This is a genomic window from Asanoa sp. WMMD1127 (assembly GCF_029626225.1).
Classification (GTDB): Bacteria; Actinomycetota; Actinomycetes; order Mycobacteriales; family Micromonosporaceae; genus Asanoa.
In genome coordinates, this window is the sequence record NZ_JARUBP010000001.1 from 4,204,515 (window position 1) to 4,225,595 (window position 21,081).

A 21,081-nucleotide genomic window follows, 5' to 3' on the forward strand; every position below is an offset into this window, starting at 1 on the left:
GCTCCCGTCTCTCAGACGATCAGCGGTGCGAGGGTGCGGTGGGCGATCTCGAGCCCTTGGCGGACCCGCTCGGGCGTACCCGACCAGACCGGGTCCTCGTGCTCGACCGAGACGTAGCCGTCGTAGCCGCCCTCGTGGAGCACGTCGAGCAGGCGCGACCAGTCGACCTCGCCGCGGCCGGGCACCCGGTAGCGCCACCAGCCGCTGGTCCACGGCGACGGCTTGTCGATCAGCTGGCCGAAGACCCCGAAGCGGTTGCGGGCGGCCGGGTCGACCTGCACGTCCTTGGCCTGCACGTGCTTGACCAGACCGAGGTTCCCGGCGAGGGCCGCGACCGGGTCGATGCCGAGCCAGACCAGGTGCGACGGGTCGAAGTTGAGGAAGAAACCCAGCTTGGCCAGCCAGTCCCAGAGCTCGGGGGAGTAGGCGAGGTTGGCCGGATAGCCGTCCGGGTGCCAGCCCTCCATCGGGCAGTTCTCCACCACGAACACCACACCCCGCTCCCGGGCGTACGCGACCAGCGGCGGCAGCAGGTCCTCGGCGAGCCGCAGGTTGTCGGCGACCGGGCGGGTGACGTCGCGGCCGATGAACGTGCCCACCAGGGGGCAGCCCAGCACCGCGGCCTCGTCGACGCAGCGCTTCAGGTGGTCGTGGATCCGGGCCCGCGCGGCGGTGTCGTGGTGCAGCAGGTTCTCGTAGTAGGCGACGGCCGAGATGTCCAGCCCGTGCCGGCTGAGGATCTCGCCGGTGTCAGGGCCGAGGTGGCTGGCCTCCCACGGCCGGCCGGGGTCGGCCGGCCACGCGGCCACCTCGAGGGCTGAGTAACCGTGGGCCGTGGCCCACCCGGCGATCCCGTCGAGGGGTTCGCCGGGCAGGCACGCGGTCAGGAAACCCAGCTTCATCGAGGGTCAGGCTGGTACGTGTTGCCGGCACTGTCCTTGCCCCGGGCCAGCCAGATCTGCCAGCCCGCGTTGTCCGGCACGTCGAGCACCTTCACCGAGGCGGGGAAGTAGCGCATCGTGTAGCCGGTGCGCCGGATGTCACTGGTGTTCGGCTTGGCGCCGTGGATGATCCGTCCATCGTGGAGCGAGCACTCGCCGCGCTCCAGCTCGAAGTAGACGGCCTTGTCCTCGTCGACGTCCGGGATCTCGGCGTGGAACGTCTGCACCGTCTTGTCCGTCGGCACGTAGTCGGAGAAGCCGTTGTGGTGCGTGCCGGGGATGACCCGCATGCAGCCGTTCTCCTGGTTGCTCGGGCCGAGCGCCAGCCAGACCGTGACGATCCGGTCGTACTCGGAGAGCCGGCCCTTCCAGTAGGCGCTGTCCTCGTGCCACGGCGTGGCCCGGCCGACCTTCGGGTCCTTGGAGATGAAGTGGCTGGTCCAGAGCGCGATGTCCGGACCGACCAACGGCTCCACCAGGTCGAGCACGTCGTCGGAGAGCAGGAAGTCGAGCAGCCGCGGGTCCCGGAAATGCGGGGTGTCCAGCTCGTCGGAGAGCTTGTCGCCCTTGTCGGCGAGGTGCTCGTTGAAGATGCCCTCGAGGCGGTCCAGCTTCTCCGGCGCGAACAGCTGCCGCTTGTTGAGGTAGTAGCCGTTCTCGCGGAAGAAGGCGACGTCTTGTTGGTCCAGCATGGTGTGCACCTCCGATGCGGGTTAGGCGGCCATCTTGCGGATCAGCTCGGCGAACAGGTCGAGGTCCTCGACGAAGTCCTCCGGGCCCGTCTTCGGCTGGCCGCCGGTGGTGACGATCGTGTGGAAGTACTCGAGCTCGTGGGTGTACGGGTCCTTGAGGTGCGGCCGGCTGACCGTGCGGTGCAGCCCGTCGCCCCGGCTCTCCTCCGTGACCAGCAGCGTCGGGAAATGCCGCACGTACGGCGTGTCGTACTGGATCCGCATCGTGGCCAGGTCGCCGTACACCTCGATGTGCGCGTCGAACCGGAGCTGCTGGTCCACGCCGGTCTCGTAGGTGAGCAGGTAGTCGTCGTACTCGAGCAGCGCCGCGATGAACTGCCCGTCGCGCCACTGCCGGGCCGCCACGACGCCACGGGGGCGGCCGAGCAGCTCGCGCATGGCCGACAGGTCGTGGCTGCCGAGACCGCAGAGCAGCCGGTAGGTGCCGGCGAGCACGTCGGGTACGTCGCCGAGCGCGTCCGTGACGAGGGCGCGCCCCTTGGCCCAGCGCTCCTCCATCTTCGAGCGCGGCACGTCGTCGGGCCGGTCCACGAAGACGGTCTGGTCGATGATCAGCTGGTTGCGCCCGATCACGTCGTGGATCCGCGCGTAGTTGATCCGGCCCAGGTTGCGGATCTGCTCGGTCGCCTCGACGAACGCCGGCGCGAACCGGCGCATGTAGCCGACCATCACGGTGGCGCCGGAGCGGTCCCGGGCGGCGATGATCTGCTCCGCCTCCCGGGGGCTCAGGCACATCGGCTTCTCCACGAGCACGTGCACGCCCCGGTCGAGCGCCGCGATGACGGCCTCGGCGTGGTACTCGTCGCTGTTCAGCACGAGCACGCAGTCCAGGCGCTCGCGGTCCAGCATCTCGCCGACGTCGGTGTACCGGTTGGCCACCCCGTACTGCCCGCCGATCCGCTCGACCAGCCCCGGGGAGATGTCGCAGACGGCGGTTACCTCGAAGAGCTCGGGCAGAGAGCGGAGCACCGGCAGGTGTACGACCTGCGCGACCTCGCCGAGACCGATGACGCCCATGGACAGCCGACTCACAGGTGACCCCCTGATGCAAAACGTTTTGCCAATCGGTGGCCGCAGCCTATGGGTCTTGTGAGCCGCTAGTCAACGGCCGTAAAGTTCGCTCCACGCAAGTTGGCAAAACGTTTTGCACTCCCATCCCCAGGAGGCACCAACATGCGCCACCCGTTGTCCCGCAGATCCGTCCTGCTCGGCGCGGCCGGCCTGGCCGGCGCCGGCGTCATCGGCCTGCCCGCCGTCCCGGCCGGCGCCGCCACCCGCACACCGCTCTGGAAGATCGCCAAGCAGCGCGGCATCGTCTTCGGCTCCTCGACCGCGACCTGGCAGATCTCCGACCCCGACTACGCCGCCCTGTTCGCCCGCGAGGCGAAGCTGCTCTTCACCGAGGACGACCTCCTCTGGTACCGGCTCAAGCCCACCCCCGACTCACCGCTCGACTTCACCTACGCCGACGAGATCATCGCGTTCGCCGAGGCCCACCGGATGCGCGTCTTCGGCGCCCACCTGGTCTGGGACGAGGGCTTCGGCGAGGGCTGGACCGAGGACGACATCTGGGGCATGACCGAGGCCCAGGCTCGCGACGTGCTGTTCGGCACCGCCGACGCGGTCGTCCGCCGCTACCGCGGCCGGGTCGAGGCGTGGAGCGTCGCCAACGAGGTGACCAGCCCCGAGGGCGAGCGCGGCTACCGCACCGACGTGCCCTGGTGGGAGCCGCTCGGCAAGGGCTACGTGGAGGAGGCCTTCCACGTCGCGCACGCCGCCGACCCCGGCGCGCTGCTGGTCATCAACGAGTTCGGCTTCGAGACCGTCAACGAGTGGGGCGACGAGCCCGAGCCGCGCCGGCGCGCCACGCTGCGGGTCATCGACGACCTGCTGCGGCGCGGCGCTCCCGTGCACGCCCTCGGCGTGCAGGCCCACCTGCTGGCCGACCAGTTCAAGGACCGGTTCGACGCGCGTGGCTACACGCGCTGGCTGGGCGAGGTGGCCGACCGGGGCCTGGAGATCCTGATCACCGAGCTCGACGTGACCGACGACGGCCTGCCGGCCGACGTGGCGGTACGCGACGCCGGCGTGCGCGACGTCTACCGCCGCTACCTCGACGTCGCGCTCTCCTGCCGCGACGTGCGCGCGGTGATGGCGTTCGGCCTTTCCGACCGCTACACCTGGCTCGAGGAGGACTACCCGCGGGAGGACGGCGCCCCACGCCGCCCGCTCGCCTACGATGACGAGCTGGCGCCCAAGCCGGCCCGCACGGCGATCGCCAACCAGCTCGGCGACGCGCCGCACCGCCCTCTACTGTGGAGTGTTCCGGAATGACCGACAACCGCCGGGCCCTCGTGGTCCGCGGCGGGTGGGACGGGCACGTGCCGGTCGAAGCGACCGACCGGTTCGTGCCGTTCCTCCGCGACAACGGCTTCGCCGTCGACATCAGCGAGACCCTCGACGTCTACGCCGACCCCGCCGCGCTCGCCGACCTCGACCTCATCGTCCAGTGCTGGACCATGGGCACCGCGACCGACGACCAGATCGACGGCCTCATCACGGCCGTGCGATCCGGCACCGGATTCGCGGGCTGGCACGGCGGCATCGTCGACGCGTTCCGCTCCAGTACGCGCTATCTGCAGATGACGGGCGGCCAGTTCGCCGAGCACCCGGACAACTTCGTCGACTACGAGGTCGACGTCGTGCCGGAGCGGGCCGACCACCCGATCGTGGCCGGGTTGCCGGCCAAGTGGTCGCTGCACACCGAACAATATTGGCTGCTCACCGACGAGCTCAGCGACGTGCTCGCGACCACCCGGTTCCGGGCGACCCCCGAGACGGCCTGGCGGGCGGACGTCGTGGTGCCGGCCGTCTACACCCGCCAGTGGGGCCAGGGGAAGATCTTCATCTCCACCGTGGGCCACAAGCTGGACGACCTCGACCACCCCGACGTCCGCACGCTCACCGAGCGCGGCCTCCTCTGGGCCAGCCGGAGCTAGGGGCAGTCCGGCGCCTTGCACCCCCGGCGGGCCTTCGCGTGCAGGTCGAAGTCGTGCGCGCTGATCCGCGCCAGCCTCAGCCGGGGGCGCATGGGCCCGCGGGCCCAGAACGATGCCACCCGGTCGAGCTCGCGTGCCGCTGCGGTCTCGTCGGACCGGGGACAGCCGAACTCGTGGTCACCGGCGGGCCAGTCGAGGCGGACGACCCAGAGCGGTTCGGTCGATGACCTGGTGCGGGTGGTGTCGCGCAACGAACCGCCACCGGCGCCGCGGCCGAGGTTGGCGTCAAAGGTCCTTCGGATCCACACACTCTTCCCCTTCGATGTCTCCACTGTGCCTGGCCGGCCAGAGGGGGAAGACGCCGGCGTCCTAGATTTTACCCGTTATGGCGTCCCGGTAACTGTCGTGAAGTAATGCCGGAGGAACCCGTCCGGGTCGACGGTCTCGGCGATCTCGTGCGGACCGTCGGCCCGCGGCCGCCACCGGGTGCCGCCGTCCGCGGTGTCGACGGTGACCTCGCCGCGGGCGAATCCGCACAGCTCAGGCTGGAAGATCGTGGCCGCGGCGAGCGGGTCGTGGAAGGTCACCTCGGGCCGCTCGGCGAACCAAGACGCGGCCATGTCCGCCACCGGATGCAGCAACGGGTGGTCGCAGCGGGCCAGGAAATCGTCGGCGTTCATCCGCACCTTGGTGGTGACGTCGAGTCCCACGGACCGGTGAACGCGGGCCGACGCCGCATAGACCCGGGCCGCGGCGTACGGGTCGTTGTGGATGTTCCACTCGGCCTCGCTCGGCTCGAGGAACGCGCCGCCCATCAGCACCAGCCGCTTGAGCAGCGAGGGGACGGCCGGGTCGACGGCGAACAGCAGGGCCAGGTTGGTCAGCGGGCCGATGGCGAGCAGGGTGACCTCACCCGGGTGGGCGTGGATCGTGCGGCGCATGAACTCGACCGCCTCGCCGACGGGGAAGACCTCGTCGTGGGGCCAGCGGGCGAGCGCGGCGGCCTGCGGCGGCGGGGCCTGCACGGGCGGGCCCACCAGCGGGACCCCGGCGCCCGGCCGGATCGGCACGTCCCGCCCGGCGATCCGGCACAGCACGCTGGCCAGCGACGCCCGGTCGACCGGGGCCGCGGTGACCGTGGTGATCCCGAGCAGCTCGCAGTCGGGCTGCGCGAGCAGATAGGCCAGGCAGACCGCGTCGTCGATGTCGTTGCCGATGTCGGTGTCCAGCAGCACTAGCTCGGCCATGCCGTGATCATCTCAAGCTCAGGACACCTCGGCCAAGCGCTCGGCGAGCACGATTCGCGACGCGGCCTGGATCAGCGCGAGGTGCGAGAAGGCCTGGGGGAAGTTGCCCAGGTGCCGACCGGTCTTCACCTCGAACTCCTCCGCGAACAGCCCCAGCGGCGAGCCGACCTTGAGCAGCCGTTCCATGAGCTCGATGCCCCGCTCGACCTCGCCGGTCGCGGTCAGCGCCGACACGAGCCAGAACGAGCAGATCAGGAACGACCCCTCCTTGCCGGACAGGCCGTCGTCGGTCTCGTCGGTCCGGTAGCGCAGGACGAAGCCGTCCTCGGTCAGGTCCTTGGCGATCGCCTCGACGGTCTTGCGCATCCGCTCGTCGCTGGGCGGCAGGAAGTTGTAGAGAACCGCGAGCAGCGTCGACGCGTCCAGGGCGTCGGTGTCGTAGTGCTGCCGCAGCACACCGTCGTCGCGTACCCCGTGGGTCAGGATGTCGTCGTGCACGTCCTTGGCGGCCTGGGCCCACCGCTTCGCGGAGTCCGGGTGGCCGCGGATCTCGGCGAGCCGGGACGCGCGGTCCATGGCGAGCCAGCACATCAGCTTCGACGACACATAGTGCTGCGGCTCGCCCCGCGCCTCCCAGATGCCCTGGTCAGGGTTGCGCCAGACCTTCTCGGCCGCGTCGGCCTGGCTGGTCACGATCGGCCAGAGCCGCTTCGGCATGCGCTGGCTGCGCCGGGTGTGCAGCAGGACCGAGTCGAGCACGGCGCCGAACACGTCGTTCTGCTTCTGCGAGTACGCGCTGTTGCCCACCCGCACCGGCCGCGCCCCGCCATAGCCGGACAGCTCGTCGCGCGTCTTCTCGGTGAGGTCGCGCCGCCCGTCGATGCCGTACATGATCTGCAAAGTGCCGTCATGGTTGGGCTCGATGTCGGCGACGAACTGCATGAACTCGTCGGCTTCCCAGTCGAGGTTGAGGTAGTGCAGCGCCTGCATGGTGAACGAGCTGTCCCGCATCCACGTGAAGCGGTAGTCCCAGTTGCGCTCCCCGCCCGGCGTCTCGGGCAGCGAGGTGGTCAGCGCGGCCACGGTCGCGCCGGTCGGCATGTAGGTCAGCCCCTTCACCGCGATCGCGGACCGCTGCAGGGCGTCGCGCCATCGGTGGTCCGGGATCCGCGCGCTGGCCAACCAGTTGCGCCAGTAGGACGTCGTGTGGTCGATGCACTCCCGCGCCTCGTCGTAGCTGCCCGGTGTGGCCAGCTGGTCGGCCCAGGAGAGCACGCAGTAGACGCCGTGCCCGCTCTTGAGCCGCCGCCGGCCGCGGATCCGGTTGCCTTCGATGCCCATCGCCATGTCGGAGCGCAGGCGCACGGTCATGCCGGCGCCGGTCCCGTCGGCCACGTGCTGCCGATCGTCCACGAAGGACCAACTCGCCGGCGTCCGCCCGTAGTCGAACGCCGGCTCGCAGATCAGCTCGACGTCGACGTGCCCTTCCAGACATTCGACAGTACGCACGAAGAAGTGGTCGGCGTCGTCGTCGTACGGCGGGCGGCTGTGCGGGGTGACCGGGTCCGGCCCGTTGGCCGGGCCGATGGTCAGCGCGTCCCGCACGAGGACCCAACCGGTCACGGTGCGCCAGGTGGTGACCAGCACGTTGGTGCCGGGCTCGTAGTCGCGCGCGGGTCGGGTGGTTGATGCCGTAGGGACCGAGGCGGAACATGCCGGCCTCACGGTCGAGCAGGCTGCCGAAGACGCTGGGCGAGTCGAAACGCGGCACGCACAGCCAGTCGACGGAGCCGTCGGGTGCGACCAGCGCCCCGGTGTGGCAGTTCGACAGGAAGGCGTAGTCCTCGATCGGCGGGAACGGCGAGCGCACCGGGGTCTGCTTGACCCAGCCGCTCGCCGCCCGTCCATCCAGCCCGCCAGCGCCGGAGATCGCGGCGGCGGCCTCGGCGCTGGTGGGGTTCGTCGTCATGGCAGCTGTCCTGTCACCGCATCGGCGCGGTGCGCGGGAGATCCCCAGTGTCGTCGCGCATGGCGTGCGTGCCGGCCGCGCGCGGTCGCCAGACGGCCAGCGACCAGATCACGAAGACCGCCATCGCGATCTCCAGCAGCGACCAGAACGGGTAGTAGGGAATGAAGAAGAAGTTCGCGGTCGCGGAGAGCACCGCGAAGAAGATGCCGACCCCTCGGGCCCAGGCAGCGCCGGTGAAAAGGGCCAGACCGGCCAACGCGGCGAGCGCGCCCAGGACGATGTGCAGGATGCCCCAGCCGGTGGTGCTGAATGTGTAGAGGTAGTTCTGCGTAAGCACGAAGAACGAACCCCTGACGACCGCGACGATGCCCATCACGAGCTGCCAGAGACCCATCATCAGCAGAACCACCGCGGCGAAGATCGCACCGCTCGCCGCCCACAACTGCCTGCTAGACGTATCCCGCGTCATCGTGTCCCCCCGATGCTCGGACGTGCTGGCCATCTCATGGTGGCACGAGTTCCCGAATAGCGAGGTAAGTTCTCATTTTGCCCGGTCCTGCAACTCCGCGAGCAGTGCCGACAACCGATCCCGTCCGGCCGTGTCCGCCGGATCCTTGATCCGCGCCACCAACACGACCTCACCCCCGTCCAACGTGACGGTCAACGTGAGGAACCGCAGCAGCCCCTGCTCGGTAGCCAACCGCGCCACCTCCCCGACCACCCCGAACGAGGCGACCCACCGCACCTCGGCCGCGACCTCGTTCCGATGCACCAGCCGCCCACCCTTCGGCCGCACCCGAGCAGCAACGTCAGGCGCCTGCCACGGACTGGGCGGCGGCAACCGATGTGTGGGAATGCGCATGCCAACCCCCTCCCACTCACCCCCAACACTCGCAAGCCCACCGCACCCCCGGACCCGCTTTCCCGGACACCCACACCGCCGGCGTGTCCGCCCCTCGGGCGTGTCGGGGTGGGAGGAAGGGTGTCTCCAGAAGCCGACATGCTTCTGCATGTACGCACACGCCAAACCATGTCGACTCCCAGCACCACCCCAACCCGCCGCCCCGGGCCCGATCGCGAACACCGCCACAGCAAGGAACTCGCGCGCCGCCGCCGCGAGGCGCACGGCCAGGCCGCGCCTTGGCCGGCCATCGTCTCCGCGCAGAACCGCCGGCACTGCCATCCCGCGCTTCGCGCCGCGCCGAGCCGAACGCGTTCCACCCCAACCCCACGGCCTGATCTCGCACCGACCTGCGCTGGAGTGAAAGGCCAACCACCCGAACAACTGGCGCGGCTCGTCGCCCGTGCTACGGCACCGCGTCCAACCGCATCCGAATGGCGTCACGCGCATCTCGCGCCGTCCTGCGAACCCAGCCGGCCCACGACCCGGCCTGGGATCTCTGATCCGCAACTCCGTGCTGGTCCGCCACCCGCGTCGGTCCGCGGCCGCCCCGGTCAGCCGCCCGCGCCGGCCGGCGACCCCGAGCGGCGCGCCGTCGCGGTACCTCCGCCTGCCTGCTCCTGCCTTCCCCCGCGCGCGCCTGTGCCGGCCCGTGGGTGTACGCGCCCGCCTGTGCCAGCGTGCGACCCGCCCGGCCGCTCTGGCCAGCCATCGGGCCGGTTGGCGATCCCGCGCTCCGCGCCGGCTGGTCGGCGTGCGTCCGCCGGGCCCGCCCTGGCCAGCGATCACGCCGGTTCGCGATCCCGCGCTGCGCGCGCCGGCACCGCGACCTCTGCCGGCCCGTGCCGGCCGCGACCGCGTTCGGCCCGATCCGATCCGGGATCGCGCCGCTTCTCGATCCCGAGCTCCGCGCGCGAGCGCCGCGACCTCTGCGGCCCGTGCTGGCCTGCGACCCGCGTTCCGCCCGATCTGAACCGGATCACGCCGCTTCGCGACCTGGCGCGCCGCGGTCGCCCGTGCCGGTCCGCGACCCGCGTCCGGCTCGGTCTGATCCGCAATCGCGCCGGTCCGCGACCCGCGCCGGTCCGCGACCCGCGCCGGTCCGCGACCCGCGCCGGTCCGCGACCCGCGCCGGCCCGCGACCAGCGACCCGCGGCGGCCCGCGACCAGGGGCCCGGACCGCGTGCCCCCGGCCGGGCCGCGCCAGTCCGCGTCGCGCGGGTCCGACTCGCGCCGGTCCGCGACCCGTGCCGGTCCGCGACCCGTGCCGGTCCGCGACCCGTGCCGGTCCGCGACCCGTGCCGGTCCGCGACCCGTGCCGGTCCGCGACCCGTGCCGGTCCGCGACCCGCGCCGGTCCGCGACCCGCGCCGGTCCGCGACCGGCGCCGGCCCGCGACCAGGGGCCCGGACCGCGTGCCCCCCGGCCGGGCCGCGCCAGTCCGCGTCGCGCGGGTCCGACCCGCGCCGGTCCGCGACCCGTGCCGGTCCGCGACCCGTGCCGGTCCGCGACCCGTGCCGGTCCGCGACCCGCGCCGGTCCGCGACCCGCGCCGGTCCGCGATCCGCGCCGGCCCGCGACCAGGGGCCCGGACCGCGTGCCCCCCGGCCGGGCCGCGCCAGTCCGCGTCGCGCGGGTCCGACCCGCGCCGGTCCGCGACTCGCTCCGGCCCGCGACTCGCTCCGGCCCGCGACCAAGGGCCCGGACCGCGTGCCCCCGCCGGGCCGCGGCGCCGCGTCGTCCTACGGGTTTGCGGCGGTGGCGGGGTGCTGGGCCGGCTAGCGGGGTCGGGCTGCTTGTGGGGGGCGGTGGAGGGTGCGGGCGATTATGCGGGCTATTTGCGGGTTGTCGGCTTCGATGGCGGGGAGGGGGCGGACTCGGTGGGGGGTTTCGTTTACTACTACCTCTAGTGGGGCGGGGAGGGTGGGGAGTAGGCGTAGCCGGAGTTCGCACCACGGGGTCCAGTAGTGCAGGGCGCCGGGTTTGCGGGGGTCGCGGTCTATCGGGGCGTAGTCCTGCCACTGGTCGCTCCAGCGGCGGGTGTTGGGGAGGGTGGAGAGCCAGCGGGCTATTTCGTCCACATCGGATTCGGCGAAGGCTAGTTCGGTGCGCTGGACCTTGATCGGGACGCCTTGCATCGCGGCGGCTAGGTCGCGTCTCTCGGATCATGGCCGGGTCCAGAGCAGGATTCCGGCCAAGGTAAGCGCGGCCTGGTAGTGCACGGCGAGTTTGTCGGTGCGCATGGCCAGGCCGCGCCATTGTTTAAGCCGGTTGATACATCGCTCGGCCACGTTGCGTTGCCGGTACGCCTGCGGGTCGAAGGCCGGTGGGCGGCCGCCTCGGCTGCCCCGCCGCCGGCGGTGCGATTTTTGATCGTCCGGTTGCGGGATCGTCGCGGCGATGCCGCGCTGGCGCAGCCAGCCGCGGATGGCCCGTGACGAGTACGCCTTGTCGGCCAGCACCCGCATCGGGCGTTGGCGGGGTCGTCCAGGGCCCCGGCGGGGCACCGCGATGGCGTCCATGACGGCGGTGAACTGTGGTGCGTCACCGGCCTGCCCCGCGGTGACGAGCAGGCTCATCGGCCGGCACCCGGAATCGGCGGCGAGGTGGACCTTCGTGCTCAGACCGCCACGCGAGCGGCCGAGGCCGTGGTCGTCGGGCTCACCGACGCGTGGGTGTCTTTTCCCGGCCGTAGCCCGGCCGCGTGCTGGTGCGCACGCACGACGGTCGAGTCCACCGCGGCGACGAGCCAGTCCATCTCCCCGGCGGCGTCCGCGTCGGCCTGCACCGCCGTCAGCAACCGTTGCCACGTGCCGTCGAGAGTCCAGCGGCGAAACCGCGAGTACGCGCCTTTCCACGACCCGAACTCGGTCGGCAGGTCCCGCCACGGTGACCCGGTGCGGTATTTCCACGCGATCGCCTCGATCACCTCACGGTGATCCGCCCACCGGCCACCGCGCTGCGGCGACCGGTCCGGCAGATACGGCTCCAACCGCGCCCACATGTCATCAGTGATCCATCGACGAACCGGCACCCTGGACCAACGAGTCAGTGATCCGAGAGACGCGCCCTAGTTGGCCGTCGAAGGCGTAGGGGAGGGTGGGCGGCAGGGTTCGCAGGAGTGGGCGGTTCAGTTGGAGCTCCGCTTCCACCTGGGATTCGTCCTGTTCGGCTGCGGCTATGCCGGCGTCCAGATCGGCGTCGCGTTGTTCGACCTGGACGGTCAGTTGCAGGTCGAGGGCGTCGAAGAGGCGGTCCAGCAACGCCGTGGTGGGGGAGAGGTGGCCCTGCTCCACTCGGGACAGGTGTTGCTGGGTCGTGCCCGCTCGTCTGGCCAGCTGCGCCTGGGTCAGGGCCGCCCGCTCGCGTTCCGTGCGGAGCAGCGGGCCGATCGCGGTGGCCAGGCCGAAGGTCATGGGATTGATGATGGTCGAGGGGTACGACAAGAAAGTTCGACCGCCGACCGGAAGTGACAGTAGTTTGGTGGCCATGACGTCGATCTCCCGGGAGCTGCTCGGGGTCAGTCCGGTCATTCCTGTGGTGGTGGTCGACGGGGCGGCGGATGCGGTGCCCATCGCCGAGGCGCTGTTGCGTGGCGGGGTCGGCATCATCGAGATCACCCTGCGCACACCGGGCGCGCTCGCGGGGCTCGCGGCGGTCGCCAAGGCGCTGCCGGAGATGCGGGTCGGCGCGGGCACCGTCGTCACCCCCGACCAGGTTGCCGCCGCCCAGGAGGCAGGCGCGACCTTTCTGGTCAGCCCGGGCGCCACCGACACGCTCATCGACGCCGCCATGAACACCGCACTCCCGTTCCTGCCCGGGGCCGGCACGGTCAGCGAGATGCTCGCGCTGCGGGAGCGCGGGCTCGACACGCTCAAGTTTTTCCCGGCGGAGGCGAGCGGCGGGCGCGCCTACCTGTCGTCGGTTGCCGGGCCGCTGCCTGACCTGGCCTTCTGCCCGACCGGTGGGGTCTCGGCCGAGACCGCGGCGGCCTGGTTGGCGTTGCCCAACGTGGGGTGCGTGGGCGGGTCCTGGCTGACCCCGAAGGACGCCGTACGCGCACAGGACTGGGACCGCATCGCCCGGCTCGCTCAGGAAACGGTGACCTTGCGGGGGTAAAACCGGTCGCACGCATGGGGGAGAGTAGAAGCGTGCACGTGGGGATTCTCGGCCCGTTGGCGGTCACCGACGACGGGCGGGCGGTCGAGGTCGGCGGCGCTCGGTTGCGGGCGCTGCTGACGCGGCTCGCCCTCGACCCCGGGCGGCCCGTGGGCACCGAGGCGTTGGCCGACGCGGTCTGGGGCGACGCCCAGCCCGCCGACCTGGCCAACGCGCTGCAGTCGCTGGTGTCACGCCTGCGTCGCACGGTGCCGGGGATCCCGGTGTTGCTGGGGCCGGGCGGCTACCGGCTGGACCTGCCGACCGAGTCGGTCGACGCCGAGCGGTTCACCGCGCTCGCCCGCGACGGGCGTGACGCGCTGCACGGCGGCGACCCCGAGAAGGCGGCCGGGCTGTTGCGCGACGCGCTGGCGCTGTGGCGGGGGCCGGCGCTGGCCGACGTCGGCGATGCCGCGTTCGCGGTCGCGCCGGTGGCCCGGCTCGAGGAGTTGCGGCTGGCCGCCGTCGAGGACCGGATCGACGCGGACCTGCGGCTCGCCGGGGCGGCCCATCTGGTCGCCGAGCTCGACGAGCTGGCGGCGGCCCATCCGCTGCGCGAGCGCCTCTGGGCGCTGCGGCTGCGGGCGCTGGCCGCGGCGGGGCGGCCGGCGGAGGCGCTGGCGGCCTACGAGGAGTTCCGGCAGCGGCTCGCCGACGAGCTCGGCGCCGACCCGTCGGCCGAGCTGCGCGAGGTGCACCTGGCCGTCCTGCGCGGCGCCGACAAGCCCAAGGTCGGGCCGCGCGGCAACCTGCGGGCCGCGCTCACCAGCTTCGTGGGGCGGGCGACCGAGCTGCGCCGGGTCGCGCGGCTGCTCGCCGAGGGGCGGCTCGTCACGCTGGTCGGTCCCGGCGGCGCGGGCAAGACCCGGCTGGCCACCGTGGCGGCCGACGCGCTGGGGGCCGAGGAGACCTGGATGGTCGAGCTCGCGCCGGTCACCGATCCGGCCGACGTGCCGCAGGCCGCGCTCGTCACGATCGACGGGCGGGCCGCCGGGTTCACCGAGCCGAGCCGGCGTCAGGCCAACCGGGACGCGTTGACCCGGCTGGTGGAGGCGCTCGCGACGAGTGACGCGCTGGTCGTGCTCGACAACTGCGAACACGTCATCGACGCCGCCGCGCGGCTGGCCGACGAGCTGCTCGCCCGGTGCCCCCGGCTGCGCGTGCTGGCCACGTCCCGCGAGCCGCTCGGGATCACCGGCGAGGCCCTCTGCCCGTTGCCGCCACTCGGGTTGCCGGAGCGGGCCGCGGTCGACCCGGCCGAGGTCGAGGCGTACCCGTCGATCCAGCTCTTCCGTGACCGCGCCGCGGCCGTGCGGCCCGACTTCGCGGTGACCGCCGACAACGTCGGTGACGTAGTGGAGATCTGCCGGCGGCTCGACGGTCTGCCGCTGGCGATCGAGCTGGCCGCGGCCCGCCTGCGCACGCTGTCGACCGCGCAGGTCGCGGCCCGGCTCGACGACCGGTTCCGGCTGCTCACCGGTGGCAGCCGCACGGCGCTGGAGCGGCACCGCACCCTGCGCGCGGTCGTCGCCTGGAGCTGGGAACTGCTGACCGACGACGAGCGCCGGCTGATCGAGCGGCTCGCGGTCTTCCCGTCGACGATCACCGCGGAGAGCGCGGCCGGGGTGGCCGCCCCCGAGGTGCCGGTGGACGTGGTCGCCGACCTGCTCGCCGCGCTGGTCGACAAGTCGCTGCTGCAGCTCGTCGGCGACGGCCGGTTCCGCATGCTCGAGACCATCCGGGAGTACGGCCTGGAGCGGCTGATCGAGACCGGCGACGCCCCGCGGTGGCGGGCGGCGCACGCGGCCTGGTTCCTGGCGCGGGCCGAGCTGATCGACCCGCACCTGCGCACCCGCGACCAGCTCCACTGGCTCGACCAGTTCGACGCGGACCGGGCCAACATCATCGGGGCGCTGCACTACGCTGCCGAGATCGACGACGCCGACACCGCGATCCGGCTCGCCGCAGCGCTGACCATGCCGCTCACGATCCGGGGCGACCACGAGCAGGCCGTGGCGCTGCTCGGTCGGGCGCTGGCCGCGCAGGGTCCCGCGCCGGCCGGCCACCGGGCCGTGGTGACCGCCATGCACCTGCTCAACCAGATGTTCAGCGGCGCCTGGCCGGGCGAGCAGGCGATCCAGGACCTGGTCATCCTGGTGCGGGCGGCGCCGCCCGGAACCCACCCGTTCCTGCCGGTGATCGAGCCGATCATGACGTTGTTCAACGAGGAGACCGAGCGCGGGCTGGCGGCGGTGGCCGAGGGGCTGGACGACGCCGACCCGTTCACCCGGGGCCTGCTGCTCTCGTTGCGCGGCAGCATCAAGGAAAACGACGGCGACGCCGACGGCATGCTGGAGGACCTCCTCGCGGCGGCCGAGATCCAGCGCGAGATCGGGGAGCGGTGGAGCCTCGGCATGACCCTCGGCTCGCTCTCGGACGCGCTGTCGAAACGCGGGGACCTGGCCGGGGCGACCGCGGCGATGGAGGAGGCGACGCGGCTGGCCGCCGAGCTCAACGCCCGTGACGACGCGGGCTTCCAGCGCATCTGGCTGGCCAGCCTGCGGGCCCAGGGCGGCGACGTCGAAGGAGCCCGGGCGGACCTCGCGCGGTTCCTGGCCGAGCTGCCCCGCCACGGGCAGGCCAACCGCACCGGCGCGTTCATCGTGATGATCCTCGGGGAGTTCGACCGGCATGAGGGCAAGCTCGCCGAGGCCATGGAGCGCTATCGGGAGGCCCAGCGGATGCAGGACGCCGCTCTGCTGGTGGCACCCCAGTTCCCCGGCATGCTGCGCGGCTTCGAGGCCCACGTCGCCATCGCAGAGGGGCGCTACGCGGACGCGCGCTCGCTGATCAGCTCCGGCATCGCGCATGCCATGCAGGGCAAGGACATGCCGGTCATCGCGCTGGTCGGCGTCGCAACCGTGTCGCTGCGCGCGGCGTTGGGCCGCTTCGAGAGCGCGGCGGAGACGCTCGGCGCCACCGACTCGCTGCGGGGCAGCCCCGACCTGTCCAACTACGACGCCATGTCGCTGGCCCAGGTGCTCCGGGACCGGCTCGGTGACGAGACCTACGACAGCGCGTACGCCCGGGGTCGTGGTCTGAGCCGGGCCGACGCGCTCGCGCTCGTCGACCCGGCTCACGACGAGATCCCGTCAGACGCGGCGCCGATAGAACCGGACGGCCAGCGGGGCGAAGACCAGGATGATCCCGACCGACCAGAGCAGTGACTTGGTCACGGTGTCGCCGATCGGGCCGCCGGTGGTCAGCGCCCGGGCCGCGTCCATCACGTCGGCGACCGGGTTGATCTTCACCCAGGCCTGCAGCCAGCCGGGCAGGGTGTCGGTCGGCACCATCATGTTGGTGCCGAAGGTGAGCGGGAAGAGCACGAGGAAGGCCGTGCCCTGCACCGCGCCCGGTTCGCGCATGATCACGCCGAGCAGCACGAAGATCCAGCTGACCGCCGAGGCGAAGAAGATCACCAGGAGGCAGGCGCCGAGCGCGGAGAGCGGATCGGTGCCGAACCGGAAGCCGATGATCGAGCCGAACGAGATCAGCACGACGATCGAGACGACGTAGCGGACCAGGTCGCCGAGCACCGAGCCGATCAGCGGCGCCGACCGGGCGATCGGCAGGCTGCGGAACCGGTCGAAGACGCCCTTCTTCACGTCGGTGTTGAGCGACAGGCCGGTCGAGACCGCGGCGAAGAGCACCGACTGGACCATGATCGCGGGCAGCAGGAACTCGAGGTACGCGGTCTGCGAGCCGGCGATGGCGCCGCCCAGCAGGTACACGAAGATCACCACGAACATCACCGGCTGGAGGGTGACGTCGAGCAGCTGCTCCGGGGTGCGGATCGTCTTGACCAGGCTGCGCCGGGCCAGCGCCAGGCTGTGCCGGACCAGCCGGAACGCGCCCGACCGGGGCGGGGCCGACGGCGGGGTGCTGGTGAGCGCGGGACTGCGTTCGATCGTCGTGGTCATGCCGCCACCTCCGCGGGCTTGCCGGTCAGCGTGAAGAACACCTCGTCGAGGCTGGGCAGGCGCAGGGACAGCTCCATCACGCCGATCCCGGCCTCCTCGATCCGGCGCACGGCGACGGGGAACGCTCGGTCGTCGTCCACCGGCACGGTGAGCACACCGCGGCCAGGCGACTCCGCCTCCCGCCCGGCGACCGCCGCGAGGATGGTGGCCACCTCGCCCAGCCGGCCCGGGTCGATCGGCCGCACCAGGATCGTCTGACCGCCGGCGATCTGCTTGAGCTGGGCCGGCGTGCCGTGGGCGATCACCTTGCCGTGGTCGATCACCGAGATCTCGTCGGCAAGCGCGTCGGCCTCCTCCAGGTACTGCGTGGTGAGCAGCACCGTCGAGCCGTCGCCGACCAGCGAGCGGACGACACCCCACATGTCCTCGCGCTTGGCCGGGTCGAGTCCCGTGGTCGGCTCGTCGAGGTAGATCACCGACGGCCGGCCGACGAGGCTCGCGGCGAGGTCGAGGCGGCGGCGCATGCCACCCGAGTACGTCTTGGCCGGCCGGTTGGCCGCCTCGGTCAGGTCGAACCACTCCAGCAGCTCCGCCGCGCGTACCTTGGCGTCCTTGCGCCGCAGGTCGAGCAGCTCGCCGATCAGCACCAGGTTCTGCGTGCCGGTCAGGTCCTCGTCGACCGACGCGTACTGCCCGGTCAGGCCGATCATGCGGCGCACCGCAGCCGCGTCGCGCAGCACGTCGTGCCCGCCGACCGTCGCCCGCCCCTCGTCGGGCCGGAGCAGCGTGGCCAGGATGCGCACCGCGGTCGTCTTGCCGGCCCCGTTGGGTCCGAGCACCCCCAGTACCGTCCCCTGCTCGGCGGCCAGGTCGATCCCGGCCAGGGCGGTGGTCCTACCGAACCGCTTGACCAGGCCCTCCGCCTGGAAAGCGAGGCTCATCGCGTTCCCCCTAGGTCGTTTCTCACGGCCACCACGGTGCCGGGGGCCGCTGGCACGGCGCGCACACGGCGCTGGCATCGCCCTGTCAGCGCTCACCGCACGTTCGGTCGGCTTTCGGTGCCGGCTGGTCCCATGGACCTCACGACAACGACCGGAGGGGTTTCCATGAACAAGCGGATCGTGCTGGGGGTCACCTTCGCCGCCGCGGCGGCCGGCGCCGCGCTGGCCGGCGGCGTCGCCTACGCGAACGACGGTGACGGGGCCGACCTGCGCATCAGCTACGAGCAGGTGCAGGACACGCAGCAGCGGGACTGCCCGGAGAAGGGCGGCGCCACCACGCCCGAGGCGGACCTGTGACGGAGGCGCACACCGCCCTCGAAGAGGTGCTCTTCGGGGTCAAGCGGGTGATCGTCGGCCAGGACCGGCTGGTCGAACGGCTGGTCGTGGCTCTGCTGGCCGACGGGCACTGCCTGCTGGAGGGCGTGCCCGGCGTGGCCAAGACGCTGGCGGCGCAAACGCTGGCCGAGACCGTCGGTGGCACCTTCTCCCGGATCCAGTTCACCCCGGACCTGGTGCCCTCGGACATCGTCGGCACCCGGATCTACCGCCCCTCCACCGAGGGGTTCGACGTGGAGCTCGGCCCGGTGATGGCCAACCTGGTGCTGGCCGACGAGATCAACCGCGCCCCGGCCAAGGTGCAGTCGGCGCTGCTGGAGGCGATGGCCGAGCGCCAGGTCTCGATCGGCGGGCGGACGTGGCCGGTGCCGGCGCCGTTCCTGGTGCTGGCGACGCAGAACCCGATCGAGTCCGAGGGCGTCTACCACCTGCCCGAGGCCCAGCGGGACCGGTTCCTCATGCGGGTGGTGGTGGGTTACCCGACAGACGACGAGGAGCTCGGCATCCTCTACCGGATGAGCGGCGAGCGGCCGCGGACGAAGCAGGTGCTCGATCCCACCCGCCTGCGCGAGCTGCAGGCCCAGGCGCGGGACGTGTTCGTGCACCACGCGCTGGCGGAGTATGTGGTCCGCCTCGTCGTCGCCACCCGCGGCGCACCGGGCCTGGCCTACGGCGCGAGCCCGCGGGCCACCCTCGGCCTGGTGGCCGCGGCTCGGGCCCTGGCCCTGCTGCGCGGCCGCGACTACGTGTTGCCCGCCGACATCACCGACCTCGCCGTCGACGTGCTCGCGCACCGGCTGGTGCTCTCGTTCGACGCCGTGGTCGACGAGGTCCCGCCGGAGTCCATCGTGGAGCGTCTGCTGGCGTCGGTGCCACCACCCAGGATCGCGCCGTACGAGGGCGAGCGGGCGGTGGCGGCATGACGGCGAGCATCCACCAGCTGGCCCCCGAACGCCGGCTGCGGCGGCTCGAGCTGCTGGTCACCCGCCGGCTCGACGGGCTGCTCCAGGGCCAGTATCTCGGCCTGCTGCCGGGCCCTGGGTCGGAGTTCGCAGGGTCGCGGGAGTACCGGCCGGGTGAGGACGAGGTGCGCTGGATGGACTGGGCCGTCACGGCTCGGACCAACGTGCCGCACGTGCGGGAGGTCGACGCCGATCGGGAGCTGACCACCTGGGTGCTGGTCGACGGTTCGGCCAGCATGGACTTCGGCACCGCCGAGGTGGAGAAGCGCGAGCTGGCCGTGGCGGCCGTGGCGGCGGTCGGCTTCCTCACCTCCGGCCTCGGCAACCGGCTCGGCGCGCGTCTGGTCGGCGGCAACCGACGGGTGTTCCCGGCCCGCACCGGCCGCAACCACCTGCGCGCGGTGCTCCGGGCCCTCTTCGACGCCCCACGCGTCCCCGCCGGCGACCCGCCGACGCTCGCGGACGGGCTGGCCGGCCTGGCCCGGGCCGCCCGCCGGCGGGGCCTGGTCGTCGTGGTGTCCGACTTCCTCGACGAGTCCGACTGGGCGGTCGAGCTGCGCCGCCTGGCCGCCCGGCACCAGGTGCTCGCCGTCGAGGTCGCCGACCCGCGCGAGCTGGAAATGCCGGACGTCGGCCTGATCACGCTGGTCGACACCGAGACCGGCCGCCGGCGCGAGGTCTCCACCTCGAGCCGGAAGCTGCGGGCGGACTACGCACAGGCGGCCGCGGCCGAGCGGGCCACCGTGCGAGCGGCCATCCGGGGCGCGGGCGCCACCCACCTTCCACTGCGGACGGACCGCGACTGGATGGCCGACATCGTGCGGCACGTGCTGCTCCAGCGGCGGCTGGCGGCGGCCGCCCCGCGGCGCGGAGGTGCGGCGTGAGCTTCCAGAGCCCCTGGCGCCTGCTGTTCCTGCTCGCCGTGGCCGCCCTGCTGGCCGCCTACGTGATCCTGCGTCGCCGGCGCAGCCGCTACGCCGTGCGGTTCACCAACCTGCGGCTGCTGGACAAGGTCGCACCGGACCGGCCGGCCTGGCGGCGGCACGTGCCGGCCGGCCTGTTCCTCGCGATGCTCGCGCTGCTCGTGGTCGGGTTCGCCCGGCCGACCGACGAGGTGCGGGTGCCGCGGGAGCGCGCGGTCGTCATGGTCGCCGTGGACGTGTCGCTGTCGATGACGGCGACCGACGTGGCGCCCGACCGGCTCGCGGCGGCCAAGGAGGCGGCCCGCGGGTTCGTCGGCGGGCTCCCGGAGACGTTCAGCGTCGGGCTGGTCGGCTTCGCGGGCAGCGCCTCGGTGGCGGTGGCCCCGGTGACCGACCGGGCGGTGCTCGACGCCGGCATCGAGCGGCTGGCCGAGGGCGGCCAGGGCCGGCAGGGCACCGCGATCGGCGAGGCCATCTACGCCGCCCTGGACGCGGCCGCCGCCGTCGACCCGACGGACCCGCCGCCGGCCCGGATCGTCGTGCTCTCGGACGGCTCCAACACCGCCGGGCGCGACCCGGGCGAGGCAGCGGCGGCGGCCCAGGCGGCCGGCGTGCCCGTCGACACGATCGCGTTCGGCACGGCCGAGGGCGTGATCGGGATGGGCGGCGGCCAACAGGCGGTGCCGGTCGACGGCGAGACGTTGGAGGCGGTGGCCGAGCAGGCGGCCGGCCGCTACCACGAGGCGGGCAGCGCCGACGAGCTGCGCGCGGTCTACGACGACATCAACACCACGGTCGGCTTCACCACCCAGACCCAGGACGTCTCCGCCCGGTTCATCGGCATCGCGCTCGTCCTCGCGGCGCTCGCGGCGATCGCCTCGATGGTCTGGTTCGCCCGCCTCCCTTAAGGAGCA

At 72.5% G+C, this 21,081-nt stretch carries 19 protein-coding genes and 2 pseudogenes; 8 read left to right on the forward strand and 13 right to left on the reverse strand.

Going from position 1 to position 21,081, the window contains the following annotated elements; all coding sequences use genetic code 11:
* Nucleotides 1-11 precede the first annotated feature (11 nt).
* The 3 genes from O7635_RS20060 to O7635_RS20070 are packed head-to-tail and all read right to left on the reverse strand — an operon-like array spanning nt 12 to nt 2,725.
* Complete coding sequence (locus tag O7635_RS20060) at nt 12-902, reverse strand: sugar phosphate isomerase/epimerase (protein WP_278081979.1); 891 nt, start codon at nt 900-902, stop codon at nt 12-14.
* Nucleotides 899-1,633, reverse strand: coding sequence for a phytanoyl-CoA dioxygenase family protein (locus O7635_RS20065; RefSeq protein ID WP_278081980.1), 735 nt, complete (start codon nt 1,631-1,633; stop codon nt 899-901). Before O7635_RS20065 ends, O7635_RS20060 begins: the two co-directional genes overlap by 4 nt.
* Before the next feature lie 21 nt (nt 1,634-1,654).
* Entirely contained in the window at nt 1,655-2,725 is a 1,071-nt protein-coding gene (locus tag O7635_RS20070; protein WP_278081981.1) for a Gfo/Idh/MocA family oxidoreductase, read from the reverse strand.
* Between the two features lie 141 nt (nt 2,726-2,866).
* Between O7635_RS20070 and O7635_RS20075 the strand changes: the two genes are divergently transcribed.
* Both O7635_RS20075 and O7635_RS20080 read left to right on the forward strand, forming a co-directional pair.
* Nucleotides 2,867-4,027: an endo-1,4-beta-xylanase gene (locus O7635_RS20075; protein WP_278081982.1), complete on the forward strand. Its 1,161-nt coding sequence runs from the start codon at nt 2,867-2,869 to the stop codon at nt 4,025-4,027.
* Nucleotides 4,024-4,692, forward strand: coding sequence for a ThuA domain-containing protein (locus tag O7635_RS20080; protein WP_278081983.1), 669 nt, complete (start codon nt 4,024-4,026; stop codon nt 4,690-4,692). The genes O7635_RS20075 and O7635_RS20080 overlap by 4 nt, the downstream gene beginning before the upstream one ends.
* Here the strand turns inward: O7635_RS20080 and O7635_RS20085 are convergent.
* The 8 genes and pseudogenes from O7635_RS20085 to O7635_RS20120 form a co-directional block, all read right to left on the reverse strand.
* Entirely contained in the window at nt 4,689-5,000 is a 312-nt protein-coding gene (locus tag O7635_RS20085) for a hypothetical protein (protein WP_278081984.1), read from the reverse strand. The genes O7635_RS20080 and O7635_RS20085 overlap by 4 nt on opposite strands.
* A gap of 75 nt (nt 5,001-5,075) precedes the next feature.
* Complete coding sequence (locus O7635_RS20090; RefSeq protein WP_278081985.1) at nt 5,076-5,939, reverse strand: nucleoside hydrolase; 864 nt, start codon at nt 5,937-5,939, stop codon at nt 5,076-5,078.
* Nucleotides 5,940-5,957: 18 nt separating this feature from the next.
* Nucleotides 5,958-7,664, reverse strand: coding sequence for a glycoside hydrolase family 15 protein (locus tag O7635_RS20095; protein WP_278081986.1), 1,707 nt, complete (start codon nt 7,662-7,664; stop codon nt 5,958-5,960).
* A gap of 13 nt (nt 7,665-7,677) precedes the next feature.
* Nucleotides 7,678-7,908, reverse strand: a pseudogene (locus tag O7635_RS20100) (trehalase-like domain-containing protein); the annotation flags it as partial.
* Between the two features lie 13 nt (nt 7,909-7,921).
* The gene (locus O7635_RS20105; RefSeq protein ID WP_278081987.1) at nt 7,922-8,317 is read right to left on the reverse strand and encodes a hypothetical protein; all 396 of its coding nucleotides are present in this window, start codon (nt 8,315-8,317) and stop codon (nt 7,922-7,924) included.
* A gap of 132 nt (nt 8,318-8,449) precedes the next feature.
* The gene (locus O7635_RS20110) at nt 8,450-8,680 is read right to left on the reverse strand and encodes a hypothetical protein (protein ID WP_278081988.1); all 231 of its coding nucleotides are present in this window, start codon (nt 8,678-8,680) and stop codon (nt 8,450-8,452) included.
* 2,292 nt (nt 8,681-10,972) lie between these two features.
* Nucleotides 10,973-11,811: pseudogene (locus tag O7635_RS20115) on the reverse strand (IS5 family transposase).
* 4 nt (nt 11,812-11,815) lie between these two features.
* Nucleotides 11,816-12,223, reverse strand: a complete 408-nt coding sequence (locus tag O7635_RS20120) for a helix-turn-helix transcriptional regulator (protein WP_278081989.1) — start codon at nt 12,221-12,223, stop codon at nt 11,816-11,818.
* A gap of 73 nt (nt 12,224-12,296) precedes the next feature.
* Between O7635_RS20120 and eda the strand changes: the two genes are divergently transcribed.
* The gene (gene eda, locus O7635_RS20125) at nt 12,297-12,926 is read left to right on the forward strand and encodes a bifunctional 4-hydroxy-2-oxoglutarate aldolase/2-dehydro-3-deoxy-phosphogluconate aldolase (protein WP_278081990.1); all 630 of its coding nucleotides are present in this window, start codon (nt 12,297-12,299) and stop codon (nt 12,924-12,926) included.
* 32 nt (nt 12,927-12,958) lie between these two features.
* Nucleotides 12,959-16,192, forward strand: coding sequence for a BTAD domain-containing putative transcriptional regulator (locus tag O7635_RS20130; protein WP_278081991.1), 3,234 nt, complete (start codon nt 12,959-12,961; stop codon nt 16,190-16,192).
* On the opposite strand, the gene O7635_RS20135 is transcribed toward O7635_RS20130, so the two are convergent.
* Both O7635_RS20135 and O7635_RS20140 read right to left on the reverse strand, forming a co-directional pair.
* A complete protein-coding gene (locus O7635_RS20135) occupies nt 16,118-16,945 on the reverse strand; it encodes an ABC transporter permease (RefSeq protein WP_278081992.1) in 828 nt (275 codons plus the stop codon). The genes O7635_RS20130 and O7635_RS20135 overlap by 75 nt on opposite strands.
* A complete protein-coding gene (locus O7635_RS20140) occupies nt 16,942-17,886 on the reverse strand; it encodes an ATP-binding cassette domain-containing protein (protein ID WP_278081993.1) in 945 nt (314 codons plus the stop codon). The genes O7635_RS20135 and O7635_RS20140 overlap by 4 nt, the downstream gene beginning before the upstream one ends.
* Before the next feature lie 165 nt (nt 17,887-18,051).
* Here O7635_RS20140 and O7635_RS20145 point away from each other — a divergent pair, with 165 nt between their 5' ends.
* The 4 genes from O7635_RS20145 to O7635_RS20160 are packed head-to-tail and all read left to right on the forward strand — an operon-like array spanning nt 18,052 to nt 21,075.
* Nucleotides 18,052-18,243 (forward strand): hypothetical protein, encoded by a 192-nt coding sequence (locus O7635_RS20145; RefSeq protein ID WP_278081994.1) that lies wholly within the window; start codon nt 18,052-18,054, stop codon nt 18,241-18,243.
* Nucleotides 18,240-19,205, forward strand: coding sequence for a MoxR family ATPase (locus tag O7635_RS20150; protein ID WP_278081995.1), 966 nt, complete (start codon nt 18,240-18,242; stop codon nt 19,203-19,205). Before O7635_RS20145 ends, O7635_RS20150 begins: the two co-directional genes overlap by 4 nt.
* On the forward strand, nt 19,202-20,128 hold the full coding sequence (locus O7635_RS20155; RefSeq protein ID WP_278081996.1) for a DUF58 domain-containing protein: 927 nt from the start codon (nt 19,202-19,204) through the stop codon (nt 20,126-20,128). Before O7635_RS20150 ends, O7635_RS20155 begins: the two co-directional genes overlap by 4 nt.
* Nucleotides 20,125-21,075: a VWA domain-containing protein gene (locus O7635_RS20160; RefSeq protein ID WP_278081997.1), complete on the forward strand. Its 951-nt coding sequence runs from the start codon at nt 20,125-20,127 to the stop codon at nt 21,073-21,075. The genes O7635_RS20155 and O7635_RS20160 overlap by 4 nt, the downstream gene beginning before the upstream one ends.
* Nucleotides 21,076-21,081 lie beyond the last annotated feature (6 nt).

Excerpts from the sequence above, each read along its gene's own strand:
- O7635_RS20155 (WP_278081996.1), top strand. The coding sequence starts at position 19,202 with ATGACGGCGAGCATCCACCAGCTGGCCCCCGAACGCCGGCTGCGGCGG.
- O7635_RS20060 (WP_278081979.1), bottom strand. The coding sequence starts at position 902 with ATGAAGCTGGGTTTCCTGACCGCGTGCCTGCCCGGCGAACCCCTCGAC.
- O7635_RS20065 (WP_278081980.1), bottom strand. The coding sequence starts at position 1,633 with ATGCTGGACCAACAAGACGTCGCCTTCTTCCGCGAGAACGGCTACTAC.
- O7635_RS20135 (WP_278081992.1), bottom strand. The coding sequence starts at position 16,945 with ATGACCACGACGATCGAACGCAGTCCCGCGCTCACCAGCACCCCGCCG.
- O7635_RS20080 (WP_278081983.1), top strand. The coding sequence starts at position 4,024 with ATGACCGACAACCGCCGGGCCCTCGTGGTCCGCGGCGGGTGGGACGGG.
- O7635_RS20120 (WP_278081989.1), bottom strand. The coding sequence starts at position 12,223 with ATGACCTTCGGCCTGGCCACCGCGATCGGCCCGCTGCTCCGCACGGAA.
- O7635_RS20145 (WP_278081994.1), top strand. The coding sequence starts at position 18,052 with ATGAACAAGCGGATCGTGCTGGGGGTCACCTTCGCCGCCGCGGCGGCC.
- eda (WP_278081990.1), top strand. The coding sequence starts at position 12,297 with ATGACGTCGATCTCCCGGGAGCTGCTCGGGGTCAGTCCGGTCATTCCT.
- O7635_RS20075 (WP_278081982.1), top strand. The coding sequence starts at position 2,867 with ATGCGCCACCCGTTGTCCCGCAGATCCGTCCTGCTCGGCGCGGCCGGC.
- O7635_RS20090 (WP_278081985.1), bottom strand. The coding sequence starts at position 5,939 with ATGGCCGAGCTAGTGCTGCTGGACACCGACATCGGCAACGACATCGAC.
- O7635_RS20140 (WP_278081993.1), bottom strand. The coding sequence starts at position 17,886 with ATGAGCCTCGCTTTCCAGGCGGAGGGCCTGGTCAAGCGGTTCGGTAGG.